Annotated in this window: 19 protein-coding genes and 1 pseudogene; 8 read left to right on the plus strand and 12 right to left on the minus strand. The window is 43.2% G+C overall.

The genetic code is table 11. The features are described from left to right. Nucleotides 1-45: 45 nt before the first annotated feature. The gene (gene mads1, locus NI389_RS12055; RefSeq protein ID WP_262792915.1) at nucleotides 46-228 is read right to left on the minus strand and encodes a methylation-associated defense system helix-turn-helix domain-containing protein MAD1; all 183 of its coding nucleotides are present in this window, start codon (nucleotides 226-228) and stop codon (nucleotides 46-48) included. 364 nt (nucleotides 229-592) lie between these two features. On the opposite strand from mads1, the gene NI389_RS12060 reads away from it, so the two are divergent. After that, the gene (locus NI389_RS12060; RefSeq protein ID WP_308360127.1) at nucleotides 593-1,195 is read left to right on the plus strand and encodes a TnsA endonuclease N-terminal domain-containing protein; all 603 of its coding nucleotides are present in this window, start codon (nucleotides 593-595) and stop codon (nucleotides 1,193-1,195) included. Between the two features lie 284 nt (nucleotides 1,196-1,479). On the opposite strand, the gene NI389_RS12065 is transcribed toward NI389_RS12060, so the two are convergent. Beyond that, nucleotides 1,480-2,337, minus strand: coding sequence for a LysR family transcriptional regulator (locus NI389_RS12065; RefSeq protein WP_308360128.1), 858 nt, complete (start codon nucleotides 2,335-2,337; stop codon nucleotides 1,480-1,482). A gap of 95 nt (nucleotides 2,338-2,432) precedes the next feature. Between NI389_RS12065 and NI389_RS12070 the strand changes: the two genes are divergently transcribed. Continuing rightward, complete coding sequence (locus NI389_RS12070; protein ID WP_308360129.1) at nucleotides 2,433-3,467, plus strand: YeiH family protein; 1,035 nt, start codon at nucleotides 2,433-2,435, stop codon at nucleotides 3,465-3,467. Between the two features lie 141 nt (nucleotides 3,468-3,608). Here NI389_RS12070 and NI389_RS12075 read toward each other — a convergent pair whose 3' ends face one another. Together NI389_RS12075 and NI389_RS12080 are read right to left on the minus strand one after the other, a co-directional pair. Further along, nucleotides 3,609-4,445: a phytanoyl-CoA dioxygenase family protein gene (locus NI389_RS12075; protein ID WP_308360130.1), complete on the minus strand. Its 837-nt coding sequence runs from the start codon at nucleotides 4,443-4,445 to the stop codon at nucleotides 3,609-3,611. Nucleotides 4,446-4,540: 95 nt separating this feature from the next. Then, a pseudogene (locus NI389_RS12080) lies at nucleotides 4,541-4,759 on the minus strand (VF530 family protein); the annotation flags it as partial. A 344-nt stretch (nucleotides 4,760-5,103) separates the two neighbouring features. On the opposite strand from NI389_RS12080, the gene NI389_RS12085 reads away from it, so the two are divergent. The 3 genes from NI389_RS12085 to NI389_RS12095 all read left to right on the plus strand — a co-directional run bounded on the left by NI389_RS12085 (nucleotide 5,104) and on the right by NI389_RS12095 (nucleotide 7,244). Continuing rightward, nucleotides 5,104-5,346, plus strand: a complete 243-nt coding sequence (locus NI389_RS12085; RefSeq protein ID WP_308360131.1) for a hypothetical protein — start codon at nucleotides 5,104-5,106, stop codon at nucleotides 5,344-5,346. A 173-nt stretch (nucleotides 5,347-5,519) separates the two neighbouring features. Then, nucleotides 5,520-6,770: a hypothetical protein gene (locus NI389_RS12090; protein WP_308360132.1), complete on the plus strand. Its 1,251-nt coding sequence runs from the start codon at nucleotides 5,520-5,522 to the stop codon at nucleotides 6,768-6,770. Between the two features lie 54 nt (nucleotides 6,771-6,824). Then, nucleotides 6,825-7,244, plus strand: a complete 420-nt coding sequence (locus tag NI389_RS12095; RefSeq protein ID WP_308360134.1) for a GNAT family N-acetyltransferase — start codon at nucleotides 6,825-6,827, stop codon at nucleotides 7,242-7,244. Nucleotides 7,245-7,264: 20 nt separating this feature from the next. On the opposite strand, the gene NI389_RS12100 is transcribed toward NI389_RS12095, so the two are convergent. Then, on the minus strand, nucleotides 7,265-7,786 hold the full coding sequence (locus tag NI389_RS12100; RefSeq protein WP_308360135.1) for an NADPH-dependent FMN reductase: 522 nt from the start codon (nucleotides 7,784-7,786) through the stop codon (nucleotides 7,265-7,267). A gap of 85 nt (nucleotides 7,787-7,871) precedes the next feature. Between NI389_RS12100 and NI389_RS12105 the strand changes: the two genes are divergently transcribed. Beyond that, nucleotides 7,872-8,768, plus strand: a complete 897-nt coding sequence (locus tag NI389_RS12105; RefSeq protein WP_308360136.1) for a LysR family transcriptional regulator — start codon at nucleotides 7,872-7,874, stop codon at nucleotides 8,766-8,768. Between the two features lie 64 nt (nucleotides 8,769-8,832). On the opposite strand, the gene NI389_RS12110 is transcribed toward NI389_RS12105, so the two are convergent. Further along, nucleotides 8,833-11,070 (minus strand): S46 family peptidase, encoded by a 2,238-nt coding sequence (locus NI389_RS12110; RefSeq protein ID WP_308360137.1) that lies wholly within the window; start codon nucleotides 11,068-11,070, stop codon nucleotides 8,833-8,835. Nucleotides 11,071-11,193: 123 nt separating this feature from the next. Between NI389_RS12110 and tmpT the strand changes: the two genes are divergently transcribed. Next, a complete protein-coding gene (gene tmpT, locus NI389_RS12115) occupies nucleotides 11,194-11,823 on the plus strand; it encodes a thiopurine S-methyltransferase (RefSeq protein ID WP_308360138.1) in 630 nt (209 codons plus the stop codon). A gap of 17 nt (nucleotides 11,824-11,840) precedes the next feature. On the opposite strand, the gene NI389_RS12120 is transcribed toward tmpT, so the two are convergent. The 4 genes from NI389_RS12120 to NI389_RS12135 all read right to left on the minus strand — a co-directional run bounded on the left by NI389_RS12120 (nucleotide 11,841) and on the right by NI389_RS12135 (nucleotide 16,051). Next, nucleotides 11,841-13,295, minus strand: coding sequence for a TrkH family potassium uptake protein (locus tag NI389_RS12120; protein ID WP_308360140.1), 1,455 nt, complete (start codon nucleotides 13,293-13,295; stop codon nucleotides 11,841-11,843). Further along, nucleotides 13,295-13,999 (minus strand): response regulator, encoded by a 705-nt coding sequence (locus tag NI389_RS12125; RefSeq protein ID WP_208842258.1) that lies wholly within the window; start codon nucleotides 13,997-13,999, stop codon nucleotides 13,295-13,297. Before NI389_RS12125 ends, NI389_RS12120 begins: the two co-directional genes overlap by 1 nt. After that, nucleotides 13,996-15,033 carry a sensor histidine kinase gene (locus NI389_RS12130; RefSeq protein ID WP_308360141.1) on the minus strand — a complete coding sequence of 346 codons (1,038 nt, stop codon included), beginning with the start codon at nucleotides 15,031-15,033 and terminating at the stop codon, nucleotides 13,996-13,998. The genes NI389_RS12125 and NI389_RS12130 overlap by 4 nt, the downstream gene beginning before the upstream one ends. Nucleotides 15,034-15,160: 127 nt before the next feature. After that, nucleotides 15,161-16,051, minus strand: a complete 891-nt coding sequence (locus NI389_RS12135) for a LysR family transcriptional regulator ArgP (RefSeq protein ID WP_308360142.1) — start codon at nucleotides 16,049-16,051, stop codon at nucleotides 15,161-15,163. A gap of 149 nt (nucleotides 16,052-16,200) precedes the next feature. On the opposite strand from NI389_RS12135, the gene NI389_RS12140 reads away from it, so the two are divergent. Continuing rightward, entirely contained in the window at nucleotides 16,201-16,809 is a 609-nt protein-coding gene (locus tag NI389_RS12140; RefSeq protein WP_308360143.1) for a LysE/ArgO family amino acid transporter, read from the plus strand. Nucleotides 16,810-16,863: 54 nt separating this feature from the next. Here NI389_RS12140 and NI389_RS12145 read toward each other — a convergent pair whose 3' ends face one another. Both NI389_RS12145 and argE read right to left on the minus strand, forming a co-directional pair. Continuing rightward, a complete protein-coding gene (locus tag NI389_RS12145) occupies nucleotides 16,864-17,544 on the minus strand; it encodes a hypothetical protein (RefSeq protein WP_308360144.1) in 681 nt (226 codons plus the stop codon). 147 nt (nucleotides 17,545-17,691) lie between these two features. Then, nucleotides 17,692-18,837: an acetylornithine deacetylase gene (argE, locus tag NI389_RS12150; protein ID WP_308360145.1), complete on the minus strand. Its 1,146-nt coding sequence runs from the start codon at nucleotides 18,835-18,837 to the stop codon at nucleotides 17,692-17,694. Nucleotides 18,838-18,883: the final 46 nt, after the last annotated feature.

Raw genomic sequence — 18,883 nt, forward strand, 5'->3', positions numbered from 1 at the left:
TTTATCAAGTAAAATTGTTGATGGTTTTATTACTCAATTTCCTTTTTACTTATTTGTTATGGCTTTTTGTTCTTCAATCCACTTTTCTAAATCGGTCCGCTTAAAGCGCCAACTCCCACCTACTTTAAAACCAGGAAGTTTACCTTCACTTGCTAGTCTATAGGTGGTCTTTTCATTTAGTTTTAGGTACAAGGCGACCTCTTGAATGGTCATTATTTCATCATTCATGGGTGTTTCTCATGCATTGAATATGACTAGGATATGAGAAAATTACGGAAATTTCCATTGCCATTTTATTAATTACTTAAATATTAAGTCGTTAGCGGTTTTTAATTATTTTTTAGAAAATAATCACTTACAAATTATGTCATTTTTTAAATGACAAAAAACATATTGGTTTTTGCCATTTATTATATTTTCAATATATTAAGTATTTAATTTTGTTTGGTATTTTTAGTTGGCGTTTGCGTTTCTTTGTTTATTCTTTAATCGTAAATATCGATTAGGATGCAAGTTGAAATGAGACAAATAAGTTACCTTTACGTTGGCTTTATTTATTCCACGAAGATTGTTTAAGAGCTGGAAATAAAGCATGGGCAAGAGGCTTAAAAACGTAACACTAGCTAGGCAACGAAATTGGTACATCGCGCATAGAGAGAGTATCGAGTGGAATGATCTAATTTATGAACCATTTTGGCGCACCGAAGACATTCCAAGTTTTGGTGTGAAAACCAAAATACCACACTTTGAAATACCTTATCGTATCGTTCATTTACTTTCACAAAATGAGCTGTGGGCCTACTTAGAATTAATTCGTAATCCGCTTGTTATTGAAGTGTATGAGCAATATGCCTTCCCGCTTGAAGAAACCCTAGCATCAGCTGAATTTATTGGAGTTAAGCATCCTGTATATCCAGGTACAAAAACACCCATAATTCAAACAATTGATTTCATGTGTGATATGTATGATTTAGAAGCTGAAACAAGCTATCAAGCCGCATTTCCGGTGAAGCAACCGGAAGACGCCATACGTTATAGAACTGCTGAAAAGCTTGCTTTGCAAGAAGCTTTTTGCGTAACAAAAGGCATACATTATGAGCTTTTGTTAAGTGATAAATTACGAACCGTTAAGAGTGTTTCACTAGAGTGCTTATACAATATTAGAAAAAATTGGCCAATAGAACTCTGTGGGTAAACTTAATTGTTCTAAGTTGCTCTTACGGGCAAACTTTATTGTCGCTACACAAACGTGTGTTTTTTAATCAAGTCACGGTAATCATGTGAGTAATACTCGCAGCCGCGATCACGATGAACGATTACTTTTTTGTCAGTGTACAATGAAAGAAATCGCGATAACATCCGCTCTTGTTATTTTATTACCACCTTTTTTTGTCTCCCCTCTGCACTCATTCTGAGGGGCACGGGAAAGTGAATTTAGTCAGTAAGTTAGGTGCTGTAAGCAGCACCGTTTGCTTCGTTTTAATTAAATAAGATAATTTTGAATGCAGTTGCAGCGGCCGATAGTGGGCGGAGGGGAAGCTCAAGTAGGTATAGCGAACGCGTGCTTGCATTCAAAGTCGTGACCGGTTGAATGCGGCCGAGTTCCGCGAGTTCTTTGCAAACAACATTGGGTAAATACGCGGCCCCCAAACCAAATGAAACTGCTTGGGCAATGGCTTCATTACTGCCAAGCTCAATAGTTGAATGAATTTGCCATTGCTGGGATTGGATAAACTGTTCTGTGACGTCGCGCGTACCCGACCCCTGTTCGCGAAGTAACCATGTACATTGTGTGGGAGAAAACGTCGTGTTGCTTTTAATCCACAGTCCCATGGCCTCTTCCTGCCACGGTGTGATCGTCAGCGAGTCACGCTCCGGTTTTCCTTCAACCAGCGCCAAATCAAGTTGACCATCTAGCATGGCCTCTTCTATGTCATGTGTATTATGCACCACCATATTGATGTGGATATTTGGGTATTGTTCTTTAAACTCGGCGAGATAGGGGATCAACCAATAACCCGCGACGGTGGTACTTGCTCCGAGTGTTAGCGTCCCTTTACCTAATTGCTTGACGGCATCAATGTCTTTAAGTGCGGACTTTTCAATCGCGAATATGCCTCTGGCATGTTGATAAAGTAATTCTCCACTTTCAGTGAGCACGATAGTGCCACTTCGATTAGAACGGTCAATGAGCGTTGTATCGAGCAAATGCTCCAGTTCTTTGACGGCTTTTGAAACCGCCGGCTGGCTAATACACAATAAGGTGGCTGCTTTCGTGAAACTATTGTTCTGAACCACTTCGAAATACAAGCGCAGTAGATGTAGGTTTAATTGCATAACTAATTGTAATGGAGTAATGAAATTAATGTATTGGAGTTATGTTGCGTCATTTTTTAAAGTGATTGCAAGTTTTAATTACCGCTGAATTTTCCATGCCTACGCTCCTCGACAAACTAGCTCAACCTGCCCGTAATGAATTGCTCCTGTACAAGCTTAAAGGGGTCGTGATCGTGTTGGTGTTGGCTCTTATCTCACAGTGGCTAGGGGGCTGTAAACTCACTACGTCGTTGGGACTTGGTTCTCTCACCTTAGGTATTGGGCTTGGTGTCATGATTGGTAATACACTCCTTCACACGCTATCAGCCCCTGTTTTGGACGGTGTGGATTTTGCCAAGGGCCCGTTACTGCGTTTGGGCGTTGTACTTTTTGGTCTGCGTCTTACGTTTTCAGATATTGCGGATGTCGGGGTGGTTGGTGTGGTCATCGATATTGTGGTGGTGGTCAGCATTCTTTGCCTTGCGATGCTCATTGGGCGAAAAGCGCTGGGGCTTGATGCGCAAACGTCGTTGTTGATAGGTGCAGGCAGTGCTATTTGCGGTGCGGCTGCTATTCTGGCTACGGAACCCGTCGTTAAAGGCGCGCCACATAAAGTGTCTGTTGCAATCGCGACGGTGGTAACATTTGGATCGCTTAGTTTGTTTGTTTACCCCGCAACCTATCATGCACTGTCGTTAACGGATACTCAATTCTCACTATTTGTCGGTGCTACCGTACACGAAGTCGCACAGGTGGTGGCTATCGGTTCTTCAATTAGCGAACATGTTGCAGACATGGCGGTAGTCGAAAAAATGGTACGAGTTATGTTGCTGGCGCCGGTATTAATGGTGCTTTCAAGTATCGTCGGACGAAGTACAGGGGATGAAACGAGAAAAGTGGTCATTCCTTGGTTCGCTTTTGTGTTCATTGCCGTATGCGCGGTCAATTCTCTGGATTTTGTGTCCGATTTGCTTCGTTCATGGTTATTAATGGTCGATCAAATATTACTGACGATGGCAATGGTAGCGTTGGGGCTGAGAACCAACCTTCGCGCTGTCTGCCAAGTAGGTAAAAAACCTTTTTTACTTGCTGCTGTGTTATATGGCGTTTTACTTTGTGGAGGACTCGTACTTGTCCAGTTTGCTCAATAGATAAGGCACATACCTTGAATACGTGTTTATTATCGCTATGACTGACTAAAAATCGATGGATCTGTTTTCAATTGTGAGCCAGGACGAGCGTTGCGCCGACCCAAGTGAACCTCTGTTTGCTTATTCAAACATAATTGAGAATTACGTCGCGTTCGGTTCGTAACAATATTCACCGGCTTCAAAACGCACGGGTTCACGGTAAAGTATGGTATTGACGAAATGGGTGAACGCTTGCTGCCCCATCGTTTCTTCGGATGTAAGAAAGTGATTTAATTGTTGTCGGTGCTGTATCCACGTCGGACTAAAATTTGGATACGTTTCAATGAGCGAGGCTTTTCTAAACTCAAAATAAATCGTACGACGATAGCTATCCTGTGTTTGTGGGAGAGAACGATGGACGAGATTTACGTTGTGAATAACCACATCTCCAGCGTCAGCTTCGACGTCCGACGACGTAACGGTTCCTTTCCTTAACGCGTTCTTGTAATCGCATACAGACTGGTCATTTATATGTGACGCAGATAGTACTTCCAGCGCACCTTGACCTGCTTGTGAATCATCAAGGTAAATCCCAACTGTTACCACGAAATCCTCTCTTGCCGCATTCATATCTCGATGCCAGTCAAATCCGTGGATATCGAGAGGGTGTTTGACCACTAAGGATTCATAAACTGAAAGTACAGGTGTGGTGCATAGTTGCTCAATCACAGCCTGTAATGAGGATTGTGCTAACGAAATTCCAAGCTTAGGCTGAAACTGAAACAAGTTGTTGATGCGGGTGAGATACTGTTGTGTACCTCTTTTACCAAGGGCGATAGCGGGCAATTCATCTGGCGATAACGGGGATTGCGTTTTCTTTGCAATTAAGTCGGCACTGAGTTGTTGCAAGTGGCTTAGTAACTGCGGTGATATCGCGTTTTTCAGGACGAGAAACCCTTTTTCGACGAAGTGGGTTCGCTGGGCATCACTTAATATCATAAAGTCCCTTTAACCAAATTGAGCACTACTATTCCTTGTTTGATGAGTGCGTAATCATCCTTTTTAAGCGTCACGCTATCCCAAATAGAGCTTGGTTTATTAGCAAATGTTTCAATGTAGAGTGCTTCAACTTTGTCACGAGCCCATTGTGTTTTACGCAAAAATTTCAGCGATGATTTAATAGATGGATCGTTATAAAAGCAGTTTAAGTTGATGCGTTCATACAACCCTGACCATTGATAATGTTCGACCAAGGATGTCAGAATTTTTTCGAGTGTAAGACCATGCAATGGGTTGTTCGGTTGTTTATCCACTTGTGTACACCTGTTTGACTTCTAAAAAGGGCGTTGCAAATAAAGTGCTATGTTAGCAAATGGGGAGAGATCACGACATAAAAAAAGAGCTCAAGAAGAGCTCTACAAATTGTTAAGTTACTATGTAAACAAATGGGGAGTATGTCAACGCGAGTACTATCTCAATATCATGTTTCGCTTGTATTACTCTTTTTTGAAACATTTAAGTCACCATCTTTCATTGGAGACAAGGTGTTCCTAATTTAAATAATTTGCAGATGAGTCTATTAAATTTATTTTTAATTGGTGGTTTTTTCGTCGATTGAACTACGCTAATAAGGGTAATCAACATAAGGAGTAATTCCATGAAACGCTTACTCTTTGCCGCTACAATTTTATTTTCTGCAACTACGATAGCAGAAGTGGCAATCATCGTTCATCCATCCAATAGCAATACCTTCAGTGATTCTGACTTAAAAAATCTCTACCTTGGCAAGAAAAAAACCTTTCCTGACGGTTCGGAAGCCATCCCGCTTAATTTAGAAGAGGGGGAGAGGGTCGAACATACTTCAATCAAACCGCACTTGAAAAAAGTGATGCACAATTAAAAGCGTATTGGTCCAAACTCGTTTTTACGGGTAAAGGAACGCCACCAAAAGAAGTTACGCAAGACGAAATGGTGAAGTTGGTGTCTTCAAATCCGAGCACTATTGGCTATGTTGACGCGTCTGCGATAAGCGATGCGGTTAAAGTCATCAAGAAGTACTAGGAGTTGCAACCAATGAAAACGAAGTTGAGTTTATTTTTCTGCGTATTACTTGGCTTTTTATCTATCGCAGCAAAGGCTGAAATTCAGTTTAGTGGTTATGGTTCAATAGTTGGTGGTAAGGTCATTAGTGGGGAAGAGGACCCGAGTGGCGAAATCGAATTCCCTGTCGACTTTTACGATTACGCTTTTTACACCGAGGACTTTAAATTAAAACCCGAAACCATGATTGCGCTGCAGGCGCGGATGGATGTAACGGATGGCTTGGTATTTACTGGGCAGCTGGTAGCAAAGGGTGCCGATGACTTTAAACCTGATATTGATTGGCTGTACCTCACTTACAATATTAATGACGATTGGTATGTCATGGCTGGGCGTCGAAACTTACCGATGTATTACTTTTCCGAGTACATGGAAGTTGGCTACGCGTATCCATGGATCCGACCGCCAGCAAACTTATATTGGTGGGAGATCACTCAATTTAACGGTCTGACGGTTGCGCACCAAATGAATTGGAGTGATTGGACGGCAACCGTCAGTATGTTCGCAGGACGTGAAGAGCGAGAGGACATCCGTTCACATGACTACTGGCGAAACCGCGGCGGGTACTATTTCCCACCGGAAGGTACCTATATCTCAGGTACGGCAGACGTCACGTGGAGTGATATTTTGGGGGTAAATCTAAATGCTTCTAATGATTGGATTGACCTTCGTTTTTCCTATTTCACGACACAATATGAAACGTTCGCCGATGTTTTCTTCCGCGACGAAATTGACACCGATGGCGATGGTATTCCAGATAAAGTGATTGAGCGTTCGCGAAACGAAGATGGTACGCCTATTCGTTCAGGCTCTTGGGACGTGACGAAGTTTGATCTCGAATTCTTGGGGTTGAGTGGTAGTTTTAATTTCGATTTCGCCACGCTTCTCTTTGATTACAATTTGGTGAAATATGACGACGCGTATTCCTTTGAATTTCCTACTTACCTAATCACTGCAATCTATAACCATGATACATGGCAGCCTTATATCGGCTACACAAAGGCGGCTGGTAAGATTAAAAAGGATTTTGATGGTTTTGGGACAGGAGACGCGGAAGAACATCGTATGATCACGGTTGGTATCCGTTACAACTTCCACCCAAATGCGTCACTAAAACTGCAATTGGATGATTTCAAAGATCAAGGCGACCGATCGCCATGGTATGACTTTAGTTACCACAATGACGCAAAATTGTTGAGTGTGGGCGTAGACTTTGTTTTCTAACTTGCTTGTTCAGGGAGTACAATTGAGGTACTCCCTTTTCTCATGTTTTATCCTATGAAAAAAATTACTTTAGAACATCACACTGATGAGGTTGCCTCCTTTCTAAGTCAGCAACTCATTGCCTTCAATCGTGCTCATTGGGACGTCACCGTCAAAGAAGCCATCTCGGCCACGTTACGCGATGAACAGGAACAAATTATTGCCGGATTGTCAGGCATGACTTTTGGTAACTGGTTGCACATTGAACGGCTCTGGGTGAGTGATAGTTTACGAGGACAGGGAATCGGTTCGGAATTACTCCAAATTGTTGAAGATGAAGCAATTGTACGAGGATGCCGGTTTGCACTGCTGGATACGCTCGAGTTTCAGGCAAAACCGTTTTATGAGCGCCATGGTTATCAGGTTGAGTGGGTTCAAACGCAATACCCACTCAATGGACAAAAATATTTCATGACGAAAACGTTAGTCCCCTAAACGGACCTCTTTGCATGGCGTTAAAGGTTACTAATTAACGCACTAAGCTCTTCTTTGATGGTCTCATTTCTTACTACACCTTTTTCGACATCAAAGTTGTCGTAAAAACTTGGTACTGAATAAGACGCTTTGACGTCAGCTGCAAAGAAGGGGGCTGAACCAACGGCTTGGGCTAGAACGCTTTTTGCACCACCAGGGCCTGGTGATGCCGATAACAAAATCATTTTCTTGTTTTGATATACTTTTTGGTTGATGCGTGATGCCCAATCAAAAATGTTTTTATACGCCGCGGTATACGAGCCGTTGTGCTCAGCGAAAGACACCACAATGACATCCGCTTCGCCAATTTTATTGAAAAAGCGCTGGGCTTGTTCAGGGATCCCAGATTCAGTCTCGCGATCTGAACTGTAAATTGGCATTTCAAAATCGTTAAGATCTACGACATCGACATTGGCATTCGGAATCAGCGAGGCGACGTACGTTGCAAGTTGTTTGTTGATAGATTGACGACTACTGGTTGCGGCAAAAGTTAATACGTTCATGGTGTTCTCCTCAAGTTGTTGGAATACAGTCTACATTAGTGTTTAATGGTTATTAATAGAGTAAAAGGTAACTCACTATTTCCATATGACTATTAATAATCTATTTGAGGGAATTCCGGTTTTTGTTCAAGTTGTTAAAAGCCGAGGTTTTGGTGCTGCTGCCGACGTGTTGGGATATTCCAGTTCACACGTAAGTAAAACCATCAACAAGCTGGAAGGGCGTTTGGGCGTCAGATTGATGAACAGAACCACCCGCACTTTGGCATTGACGCCGGAAGGTGAAGCGTTTTATCAGCAATGCCTGTTGTTAATGCAAGAAGCAGAAAACGCATTGAATTTGGTAAATCAAGAAGATCAAATACCTAAAGGTGAGTTGAAAATAAGTTGTCCAATTGGTTTAGCACATTCACACCTTGAACCTATCCTCGCCAACTATTTACATAAGTACCCAAATGTCAGCCTAGATTTAGACTTAAGTGATAAACACATCGACTTGATTGCGGAAGGCTATGATTTGGTCATCCGAGCGACCGCACAACTGCCGGAATCGAGCTTAATATGTAAAAAGATATATGCCACGGAAATTATTACCGTAGCCTCAATAGGCTATATAGAACGTTTTGGACGGCCGCACCACCCGCGAGAATTATCTCAGCATCACTGCATTTGTTACAGCAACTTAAAAACACCTGGACGATGGTTGTTTACGCATAAAAACGGTGAGACGTTTGACGTAAATGTGAAACAAAAAATTCGATGTAACAATGGTCAAATGGAAACACAAATGGTGCGCTCCGGGCTTGGGATTTCGCGGCTACCCAAATTTTATCTCAAAGAGGCGTTAGACAAGGGCGAACTTGAAATTTTGTTTGAGGACTTTGAACGACCAGAAGTCTCTGTTTACGCGCTGTATCCTAGTCGTAAACATCTGTCGGCCAAAGTAAGACGTTTCATCGATATGTTAAGTGAGGAACTCACGTAAGCGCTAGTTGTTATGAGTACATAAAAGCCAACCCATTTATACATGGGTTGGCTTTTATCAACAGTTATTTAGCGTCGTGAACGATGTCCATTTCACTCAATAAATTGTGTGCGCCATGAACGTGTTCCATTAGCCACAAGACATAACGGATGTCTACGTGAATAGCACGCGTGATCTCTGGATTGAAGTACCAATCTTTCGTAATAGATTCGTAAGTAGAGTCGAAATTAAGACCCACTAATTCACCTTTTCCATTCATAACAGCAGAACCCGAATTACCGCCAGTTGTATCCGCACTTGATAAAAAGTTTACTGGAACGGAATTGAACGGTACAGGCTTCGTCACTTCGCATCCGAAGATCTTACAAGCAAACGACTGTGCTGCTGGACGTTCTAATGTATTGTAGAAGTAACCCGCTGTTTTACCTTCTTGATACGCACCAACGATGTCCTCAGGCGCATTGAAAGGGAATGGACCTTTTTTCGCAATTAAGCCGCGAACGGAAGTAAATGGGGTTTTGTAAACGCCATCTTTTGCTTCATAGCCATCTACCGAACCGTAAGTGATACGCAATGTGCTGTTGGCGTCAGGGTACACTGGCTTACCTTGCGATTTGTTATAGGCAATGATGGCGTTCATGTATGCTGGACGAACGACAGACATGGCGCCTTCCAGATCTTTTTCCTGTTTTTCTAACTGCATGGAAGTGTCAAAAAGAGCGACGGCAACTTTGATAAACGGATCGTCACTGGTTTGGAATTCTTCCGGTGTTTTTTCCATCCACGCTAAACGACCTTCATTCGTTGTCAATGAGGTTTTACCGTACATAGGAGACAGTTTGGTAATCAGTGTCTCTTTGGATTGATTCGCTTCGAGCTCAAGTGCACTATCAAGCGCGGTGACACGCGTCTGCGCTGGTTGAGCTAAATATTCAGCTAATTGTTCCGCCCACATCGTTACGTCCATGGTTGGATGGAAACTCTTATCCATACGCGTTAAACGCGCCGCGAACATCTTTAAATCACGTTCTTGATAGCCAATTTTTCGTTCGCTATCTGGTTTTTGGTTTTCAACAGACAGACGATATAAACGCATTGCGGTTGTGAGGAGATCGCTGCTTCTGGCAAAAGCAAAATAGTAGTTTTGGCGCGTAAACGCATGTTCTTTTTCTAGCTGAACGCGTAACCCATCGATGGCAGTTTTGAAGTGTTGGTGTTCCGGGTTAGCCGCAATCCAAGCTAATAGCGCGTCTTCTTGGGCTTGTTTAATGGCATGAATATCGGTGACTTTAAAGCCATCTAAAAGGCCTTGGAGTTTCTTCATGCGGTTGTTATAGCTCTTAACACGAGACGCGTATTTTACCTTGATGTCAGGGTTTTCGGCACTCAATGCATCAATGGTATTGATGATTTGTGTGTACGTTTTTACCATCGCTGGATACTGCCAGTCGGCTGCAAACTGGATCTCATTTGCTAGGCGGTAACGGCTTGTGCGGCCTGGGTAGCCCGCGAGTAAAATACCGTCACCCTTTTTCACGCCATCCGCATTAACTTTTAAGAAGCTTTTTGGTTCGTAAGGTACGTTGTCTTCGGAATAAGGTGCAGGCTTACCATCTTTTCCTACATAGGCGCGAATAAACGAGTAATCACCTGTGTGACGCGGATATTCAAAATTGTCGATGTCACCACCATAGTTGCCCACGGATTCTGGTGGCGCGTAAACTAAGCGGACGTCTTGGATCATCAATTGTTTAATCAAAAAATATTCCATACCGTGGTGGAAACTGACGACTGAGCAGCGGTAGTTTTCATCGGTTTCACATTCTTTGATAAGCGCCTTGCGGTTGGCTTCAATCGCGTCAAAACGCGCAGCTCCCGTGAGCTCAGCGGCTAAATTACCTGATATTTGCACAGTCACATCGGTAACCGATTCGGTAATATAAAGACGCTCTTGAGGACCAGCCGGCAGTTCTTTGTCTAAACTTTTTGCTAAAAAGCCTTTCTCGATCAGATTATCGTCTTTGGTTGAATTGTTTTGGATCATGCCATACGCACAGTGGTGGTTGGTCACGACAAGCCCCTTCGGCGACACGAATGAGGCAGAGCAATAGCCGAGGCTGACTATGGCATTCATTGGATATTGATTTAAATCCGCCAACTGTTCGCCCGAAATCTCAATACCTTTTTCTGTTAGTTGTTTTTGGAGTTGAGGAAGTTGATGTGGTTGCCATTGCCCTTCATCGGCGAGAACGTGTTGGCTAAAAACAGCCGCGAGCGCTAAGCCTATCAGTGTATATTTCATACATTACCTTGTTTTGACTTTATTCTTTTCGTTGATTATCCATACCTCCGTCGTCGGTACAACTAGATTCGATCAATCCCCAAATTCGGTGTATGGTTTTGACAGAAACAGTCGGAGGAAGTGATGGAAGCGAATTTCTGGCATCAAAAGTGGGCAAAAGGCGAAATTGGTTTTCATGAAGGTGAAGTAAATCAATTGCTTGAAAAACATTTTAGTACGCTTAATATACAGCCTGCTCAAACGGTTTTCGTTCCGTTATGCGGAAAAACTCGAGACATAGCTTGGTTTTTGAAAAAACAACAGCATGTTGTGGGGGTTGAATTAAACGAAGCGGCTGTTTGCCAATTGTTCGACGAGCTGGGTCAAGCACCCGACGTGATTGCGGTTGGTGAATTAGTTCGATTTAGTGCGCCAAATGTAGTGGTATACGTCGGGGATTTCTTCAAGTTGACCCCAGAACACGTTGGATACATTGATGTGGTCTATGATCGCGCCGCGCTGGTGGCGTTACCAGAGACGATGCGAGCGGCTTACTGTGCGCATCTGCTGCACGTCACACAACAAGCAAAACAACTCCTTATCACTTTCGAATACGATCAATCGCGTTTTTCAGGACCACCATTTTCCATTTCAGAGCAGCTTGTGGAGCGATATTATGCGAAAGCGTTTACGATACTCTCCTTGGAAAGTAAACCGGTGAAAGGGGGGATCCGAGGAATAGACGCGTTAGAAACGGCATGGTCACTTCGTTAGTTGACCTGTTCTGTCAGTTAGCTCCGCCAAAACGTACGAGAGAAAAGCACAAAAACGGTAAAGTACTCTAAGCGGCCGAGCAACATAGCGCCAGATAAAAACCAAGTGCCTAAGTCTGACACTGGCTCGAAATTGGCGCCCACTTGACCAAAACCCGGACCCAACACGTTAACGCACGCGGCGACAGCGGAAAATGCACTCCAAAAATCCAAACCAGTTGCCATCAACATCATCGTCAAAATTAAGCTGGAGGCTGCTGCGAAAGACATGAATGCCATGACGGCGTAGCGAACATCTTCGGTGACCGCATTGCCTTGATATTTTATGGTGATAATCGCTCTAGGGTGAACCAATTGTTTGAGGTTTTTATTGATCACTTTAGCGGTAATAATATTGCGAATGATTTTATTGCCGCCCGCCGTTGACCCCGCACAGCCCCCCAAGTAACCCGCGAAAATGAGGAAAAATCCGGCAGCAACCGGCCAATCAGTAAAACCTGCCGCACCAAAGCCAGTACTGGTAATAAACGAAATAACGTGGAACGCTGAAAAGCTAAAGGATTCAAGTGATGAACTGTAAATGTCTTTTTTCACCAAAAAGATAGCGAGCACAATGGATAAAAATAAGACAATCAGCAAAAATATTTTGGTTTCTTCATCGCGAATATAGCCACGTAAATTTCGTTGATACACCACACGAAAATGTAGGCCAAAATTGATAGCACCAATGAGCATAAAAACATTAGAAATCCAAAGCAATAAATGGCTTTCGTAGTGCCACATGCTGGCATCGTGAGTCGAAAAACCGCCCGTAGAAACCGTAGTTAAACTATGGGCGATAGCATCGAAGGCGGTCATACCACCAAGGTAATACGCGATTGCGCAAGCAATGGTGATAACGATATACACACTCCATAAATAGTGTGCAGTGTGTGCAACACGCGGTGAAAGTTTGTCGTCTTTCATCGGGCCTGGGGTTTCTGCTTTTAGCAGTTTCATTCCCCCGACGTTAAGCATCGGCAAAATTGCGACAACGAAAATAACAATACCTAAACCGCCCATCCACTGAAGAAATTGCCGATACAGTAAAAACGTTTGAGGCATCTCATCAAGGCCGGACAGTACGGTAGCGCCCGTCGTAGTCAAGGCGCTAATGGATTCAAAAACCGCGTCGGTAAAACTGATTTCGGTGACTAACATGATAGGAAAGGCACCTAAAATACCTGCCACTAACCAAGTCACACAGGCGTAAATTAACGCATCACGAAAATTCGCTTTGGATAAATCAAGCCCTCGATAGTTATAGAAAATTAAGCCACCTACAATCAGCATCGACAACGATGGCATCAAAAAAGCCCCAATCACGTCATCGACGAAAACCATCATTGAAAGCATCGCGAAGATAAATTGGACGACCCCCATCCATAAAATGGGCATCGCCAATAATCGTAGCGTGATTTTGGTGTGAAGCATTAAGCCTCGCTTTGTGGCGTCAACGCTTGGCAAACAAACCGATAGCCAATTCCCGGTTCGGTTTTAATAAATCGAGGAGCATCTGCATCGTCATCTAACTTTTTGCGCAATTGCGTAATTAGTACACGCAAATAATGAGAGTCTTCAGTGTGGCTTTGACCCCAAATTTCGCTAAGTAGCTGATTTTGCGTTAACAATTGATTCGGTGCTTGTGCCAATCGGATCAACAAGGCGAACTCTTTTTTTGTCAAACTGGTTGTTACGCCGTCAATAGTTACTTTTTGATCCTGCGTATCAATGCTGATCCCTTCAAAATGCAGCATAGACGGAGTAGGTTGGTAGTTAATATCTCGAAGCAGTACTTTAATGCGAGCGACAAGTTCTTTGACACCAAAAGGTTTGCTCAAGTAATCGTTCGCGCCACCTTCCAGTAGCTTAATTTTCTGCGCCTCTTCATCGCGTGCCGTTAAAACTAGAACAGGAACACGGCTACTTTGTCGAAGTTCACGAAGCACTTGATAACCATCTTGATCCGGCAGACCTAAATCGAGAATGATGAGGTGGGGCTTCTCATCATTGAACATTTGCAGGCCCTCTTTGGCGGTAGTTGCTTCAACGCAAGTGAAGCCTTCCGCGTGCAAAGAAATTCGGATAAAGCTTCTAATTTTTGGTTCGTCATCAATGACTAATATTTTCTTGTTCATGCGTTACGCTCCATTGTCGGCAGCACGATTTGCATCGTACAGCCACGTTGACTTTCTACTACCTGCAAGGTACCACCATGTGCTTCTACTATGCCTTTCGCAACGTTGAGACCAATCCCTGAGCCACCTTCCCCTGAATCACCAGAACGGGTGGTGTAAAACAGCTCAAACACTTTTTGCTGTTTGTCTTTAGCTATCCCAGCGCCCAAATCGATGATATTAATTTCTGTCGATTTATCTGTGCTTTGCGCTTCAATCGTCACTTTACTGTCTTTCGGTGAATACTTTAAGGCATTATCGACCAAGTTATAAATGGCTTGCTCAAGTAAGCTGTCTTGGATCTCTACCGGCTTAAGTGCACCGAGTTTAGACAGTGCGATACGGGGCGTATTGAGTCGTTGGGCAACTCGCTCTAGTATCGGCCAAACGGATTGAGGGCTGACTGTTAAGGAAATGGCTTTGTGGCTTAATTTTGTCGCTTGTAAAAGGTTTTCTACATAGTGATGCAGTCGATGACTTTCATCTAAAGCATCGTCTATTAATTCGGCTTGTTGCTGTTTATCAATCTTATTTTGGTATTCTTTAAAGGTTGATAAGGAACCAATAATGGTCGCCAGTGGTGTGCGCAAATCGTGTGACACACTCAGTAATATACCAGAGCGGATTTCCGCTTGTTTGAGCGCTTCACTTTGTTCGCGATAATGGTCGGCAAATGCACTGGTGGTTAAGGCAATCGTTAAGAAAATCAACGTGTTCAAGATGTCCTCTATATCCGCCATGTGCAGAGAATATAAAGGCTCTGTCGCGAAGTAGTTAAATACTAAAGCACAAATAATACTCGCAATTACCGCAGAAACGCGGTTCGCAGTGATTGAGACAATAATTACGGCCATTTGCAGAATAAGCAAGACACCCGTTTTAGGTAAAAAAAGGGCTTCAAGGGAAATAGCCACAACAGAAAAAATCAGCACGATGCCTGCTGACATGGCGTAACTTTGCTTAGTACTGCGAGGCGCAAGTAGCGTTTCAAACATAAATAAATCGCTGATTTTTTTCTTATCTAACTACACTATAGCGACAATGTTAAAATCAACCGAGTCTAGACGCTGCTAAATTTTCGATAAAATTGGTAAAAGGCGTCAAAGCTCGCTGCCATTTGGGTTAGGAAATCAGTAGCCGTCGCCCCGCATGCGTGATCGCTTCGATCACATGATTCAGTTCATCATTGTTTAATTGCCAATGGTGCAGATAAAAAGGCACGGGCATGGTTTTCTCTGGGGCAAGAGAAACGAGTTCTCCAGACGCTAAATAACGTGCCGCTTGCAATTCCGGGATCAACGCGTAGCCTGCATCAGCCAGCACAAGACGTTCAAACGATTCAACGGAAGGAAACGTATGATACGGGACGTGTTCTTGGCTAATGTCGAAATATTTCTCCATAAAATCAAAGGTTAGGTCATCATCTCGGTCATAAATTGCGGTCGGAGCAACTTTGAGTGTTTGTTTGGTCACTCCTTTTTGGAAAAACTGTTCAATAAACGCGGGACTGGCAACTAACATATAAATCATCTTGCCTAAATATACAGATTTTGCACCTTGCAGCGGTGTAGGGTGGGTCGTGATAACGGCTTGAGTTAATCCTTGTTTCATCAAATTGATGGTTTGGTCTTGATCTGCTTTAACTAAATCGAAGGTGTAGCGATACGTTTTTAGCAGTGGCTCAAGTGCTTGCCAAAACCACGTTGACAGAGAATCAGCATTGACGCCAATCGTAAAGTTGATTGGTCCACTTTTATGTTCAAAATTTAAATCTCGCTCAAGTTGATTTTCAAGAAGCTCCAATTTTTGTACATGCTGCAACACTTTGAAGCCTGCTTCAGTTAAGCGAAGAGGGGTGGTACGCACGATAAGCGTCTGCCCAACGTACTCTTCTAAATGACGGATCCGTTGTGATACGGCGGACTGGGTAATGTGTAAATGACGCGCGGCGAGTTCAAAGTTTTGTAATTTCGCAACGGCAGAGAAAGCTTGTAATTGTTTATTTGCCAGCATGATTATAAATATATCTAATGATATTTAAATTTGTTTAATTATATTTCAAAAATACACGTTGTTACACTGCCTCACAAGGTCAGGTTTACCTTCAATCGTCTATCAAAGTGCGAGCAAATTGAGGGGGGTGAATAGGTTTGGGGTATTTAATGGTGTGGTTTGAAGGATTCTTTTTGAGTTTGGGTTTAATTGCGGCAATCGGTGCGCAAAACGCCTTTGTCATATCTCAGAGCTTGAGTGGAAAATTCACTCTGCCTGTTATTTTGACCGTGTCGCTGTGCGATATCTTTTTGGTGTCATTGGGGGTTTTAGGTGTCGGAGCGCTTATTCAACAAAGCGAATTGCTATTGCAAATCACGACGTGGGCGGGGATTGCCTTTTTGAGTGTGTATGGAGCGATGTCACTCAAATCTGCGTTGTCTAGTAAGCAATTGGAGAGTGAGGCTCGTTCAGTTGCGACTCGAAAACGCGCTATTTTAACGGCGATGGCAGTAAGTTTGCTTAATCCTCATGCGTATTTGGACACGGTGGTTATTTTAGGTGGGGTGGCTGGTAAATTTGCCGAGCAGCAAAAACTATGGTTTGTTCTGGGCTGCATTAGCGCCTCGATCGCGTGGTTTATGTTACTTGGTTTTGGTGCAAAACAATTAGCGCCTGTATTTAGAAATCCAAAAGCGTGGAAAGTCCTAGACGTCTTAGTGTGTATCATGATGTGGAGTATTGCGCTTTCATTGCTGCACTTTACGCAAACAAACTAAGTTGGTATTCATTTATTGTGTATAGCGGTGTTTAAAACATCGCTTTACGTTTTGTTAGGTTGAGTGCCGCTGTAAAAAACGTTGCCAGTGTGCTTTCGCGTTTATGTTTCGCAAAGGTTCAATCACCTGTTGCAAAGCAAGGGGTTGAGGTTCCATTTCCTGCTCGTCATTTTTTAACCCGAGTAAGTAAAAAAACGATGTTTTTTGATTTGCTTGAACAGCGTGGATCCGCAGTTGCTGCTCGAAATTCAAACGCAGACTGCTAATGGCGGTTTTAAGTCCATTTTGATCAACATTGGGCAAACCACATTTTTGTAGGTAACCAAGGCGCTCGCCTTCACCAGAAAACCAAATGCGAACTTTCTCGCTGTAACGATTCACTTTACTTGGTAAATCAAACATGATGCGTTCGTGATGGTGGGTGCTCAAAAACTCGAGGTATTCTTCCAGTCCGGCTTGCCATAGTGCACTGTGAATGGGAATAAATCGCGGCAAGATTTTCTCATTTGTTCCAAACTCGAAACCCTCTACTCCCTCTTTTGTGACCAAATTGTCTAACGTGAGGTGACCAATTTCGTCACTGTATGCACCCGTATAATAGGCAAACAGTGGAAGCCAAAAATGCCAGTGCTTAGGCTGTTCTCTTTTTTGTTTTTCGTCGCTGTATATGTAGCCATGAAACAGTGCATGCAGTTCCATCGGGGAAAACGCTCGGCGACCTAAATGAGAAGTCATGCAATGAAAACCTAGAACACTGAAAATACGTCGCTAGTTTAGCGGCTTTCCCGAGCCCACGAAAGCAAAAAATAGCCAGTGAAAGAAGTGTTTATGAATGAGGAGAGCGGCTTATTGGTACGAAGCCAATACGCCGCTCATTTGATGTTAATAGCAGCTGGCTTTAATCAGTTGCGTAATAATTGCCTGAGACGGTTTTATTTTATCCATTGCTAGGTATTCATCGGGTTGATGCGCCTGATTAATGGAACCTGGGCCCATAACGATGGTTTCACATCCAAGCTGTTGAATAAATGGCGCTTCAGTACAGTAATTTACAGCAACAGCTGCTTCGCCAGAAATTTTCTCTGCGAGTTTGACCAGAGCGCTGTCGGTATTACCGCTAAAAGCTGGAATTGGGTCATGCAAGTCGATAACTTCCACAGCGTTTGGATACTGGGTATTTATCGGTGTTATTGCATCGATAAGTAATGCCTGTAATTCTTTAATACTGAGCCCTGGAAGGGGGCGCATATCAATGTGCAATTCACAGCAACCACAAATACGGTTTGCGTTGTCGCCACCATGAATATGCCCCAAGTTGAGCGTAGGGTAAGGAATCGCAAAATGTGGTGTTGAATATTTATTCTTTAATTCGTCACGTAATTGCAATAGTTTTGAAATAACTAAATTCATTACCTCAATTGCATTTAACCCACGTGCAGGATCCGAACTATGCCCTGAGCGACCAATAACTCGAATTGCTGTTGACATATGACCTTTATGCGTAAAAACCGGCACCATATCAGTTGGTTCACCTATCACACAGCGAGCAGGTTTAATGGTGCTTTTCTTCGCAATTTCAATTGCACCGGCCATCGTTGTTTCTTCATCTGCTGTGGCAAGAATAAGAATAGGTTGTTGTTGTGGCAGTTCATCCAATTCTTTAAGTGCTTCTAATACAAACGCAAAAAAACCTTTCATATCGATAGAACCAAGTCCGTATAACTTATTGTCTTGTTCCGTCAGTTTGAATGGATCTTTGCTCCAGCGACTATCGTCGAATGGCACAGTGTCAGTGTGACCCGCTAACATCAAACCACCTTGGCCTTCGCCTCGTTTTGCAACGAGATTGAATTTGCCCGGAGCACTTTCAAGCTCGGTGATCTCAACCGTAAAACCGAGCGCCTCACACCAACTTGCTAATAAGTCGATGACCGGTTTGTTTGTCAGGTTAAGTTGGGGGTCAAGCGCACTCACCGACGGGCTGGCAATGAGCTGTTGATACATCGATAAAAAGTTTGGTGTGGACATAAAAATCTCAAAATATTTTGACTGGCGTATTGCATCACACTGTAAA

Origin of the sequence: Pseudoalteromonas xiamenensis, from assembly GCF_030994125.1 — a bacterium.
Taxonomy (GTDB): Bacteria; Pseudomonadota; Gammaproteobacteria; order Enterobacterales; family Alteromonadaceae; genus Pseudoalteromonas; species Pseudoalteromonas xiamenensis_B.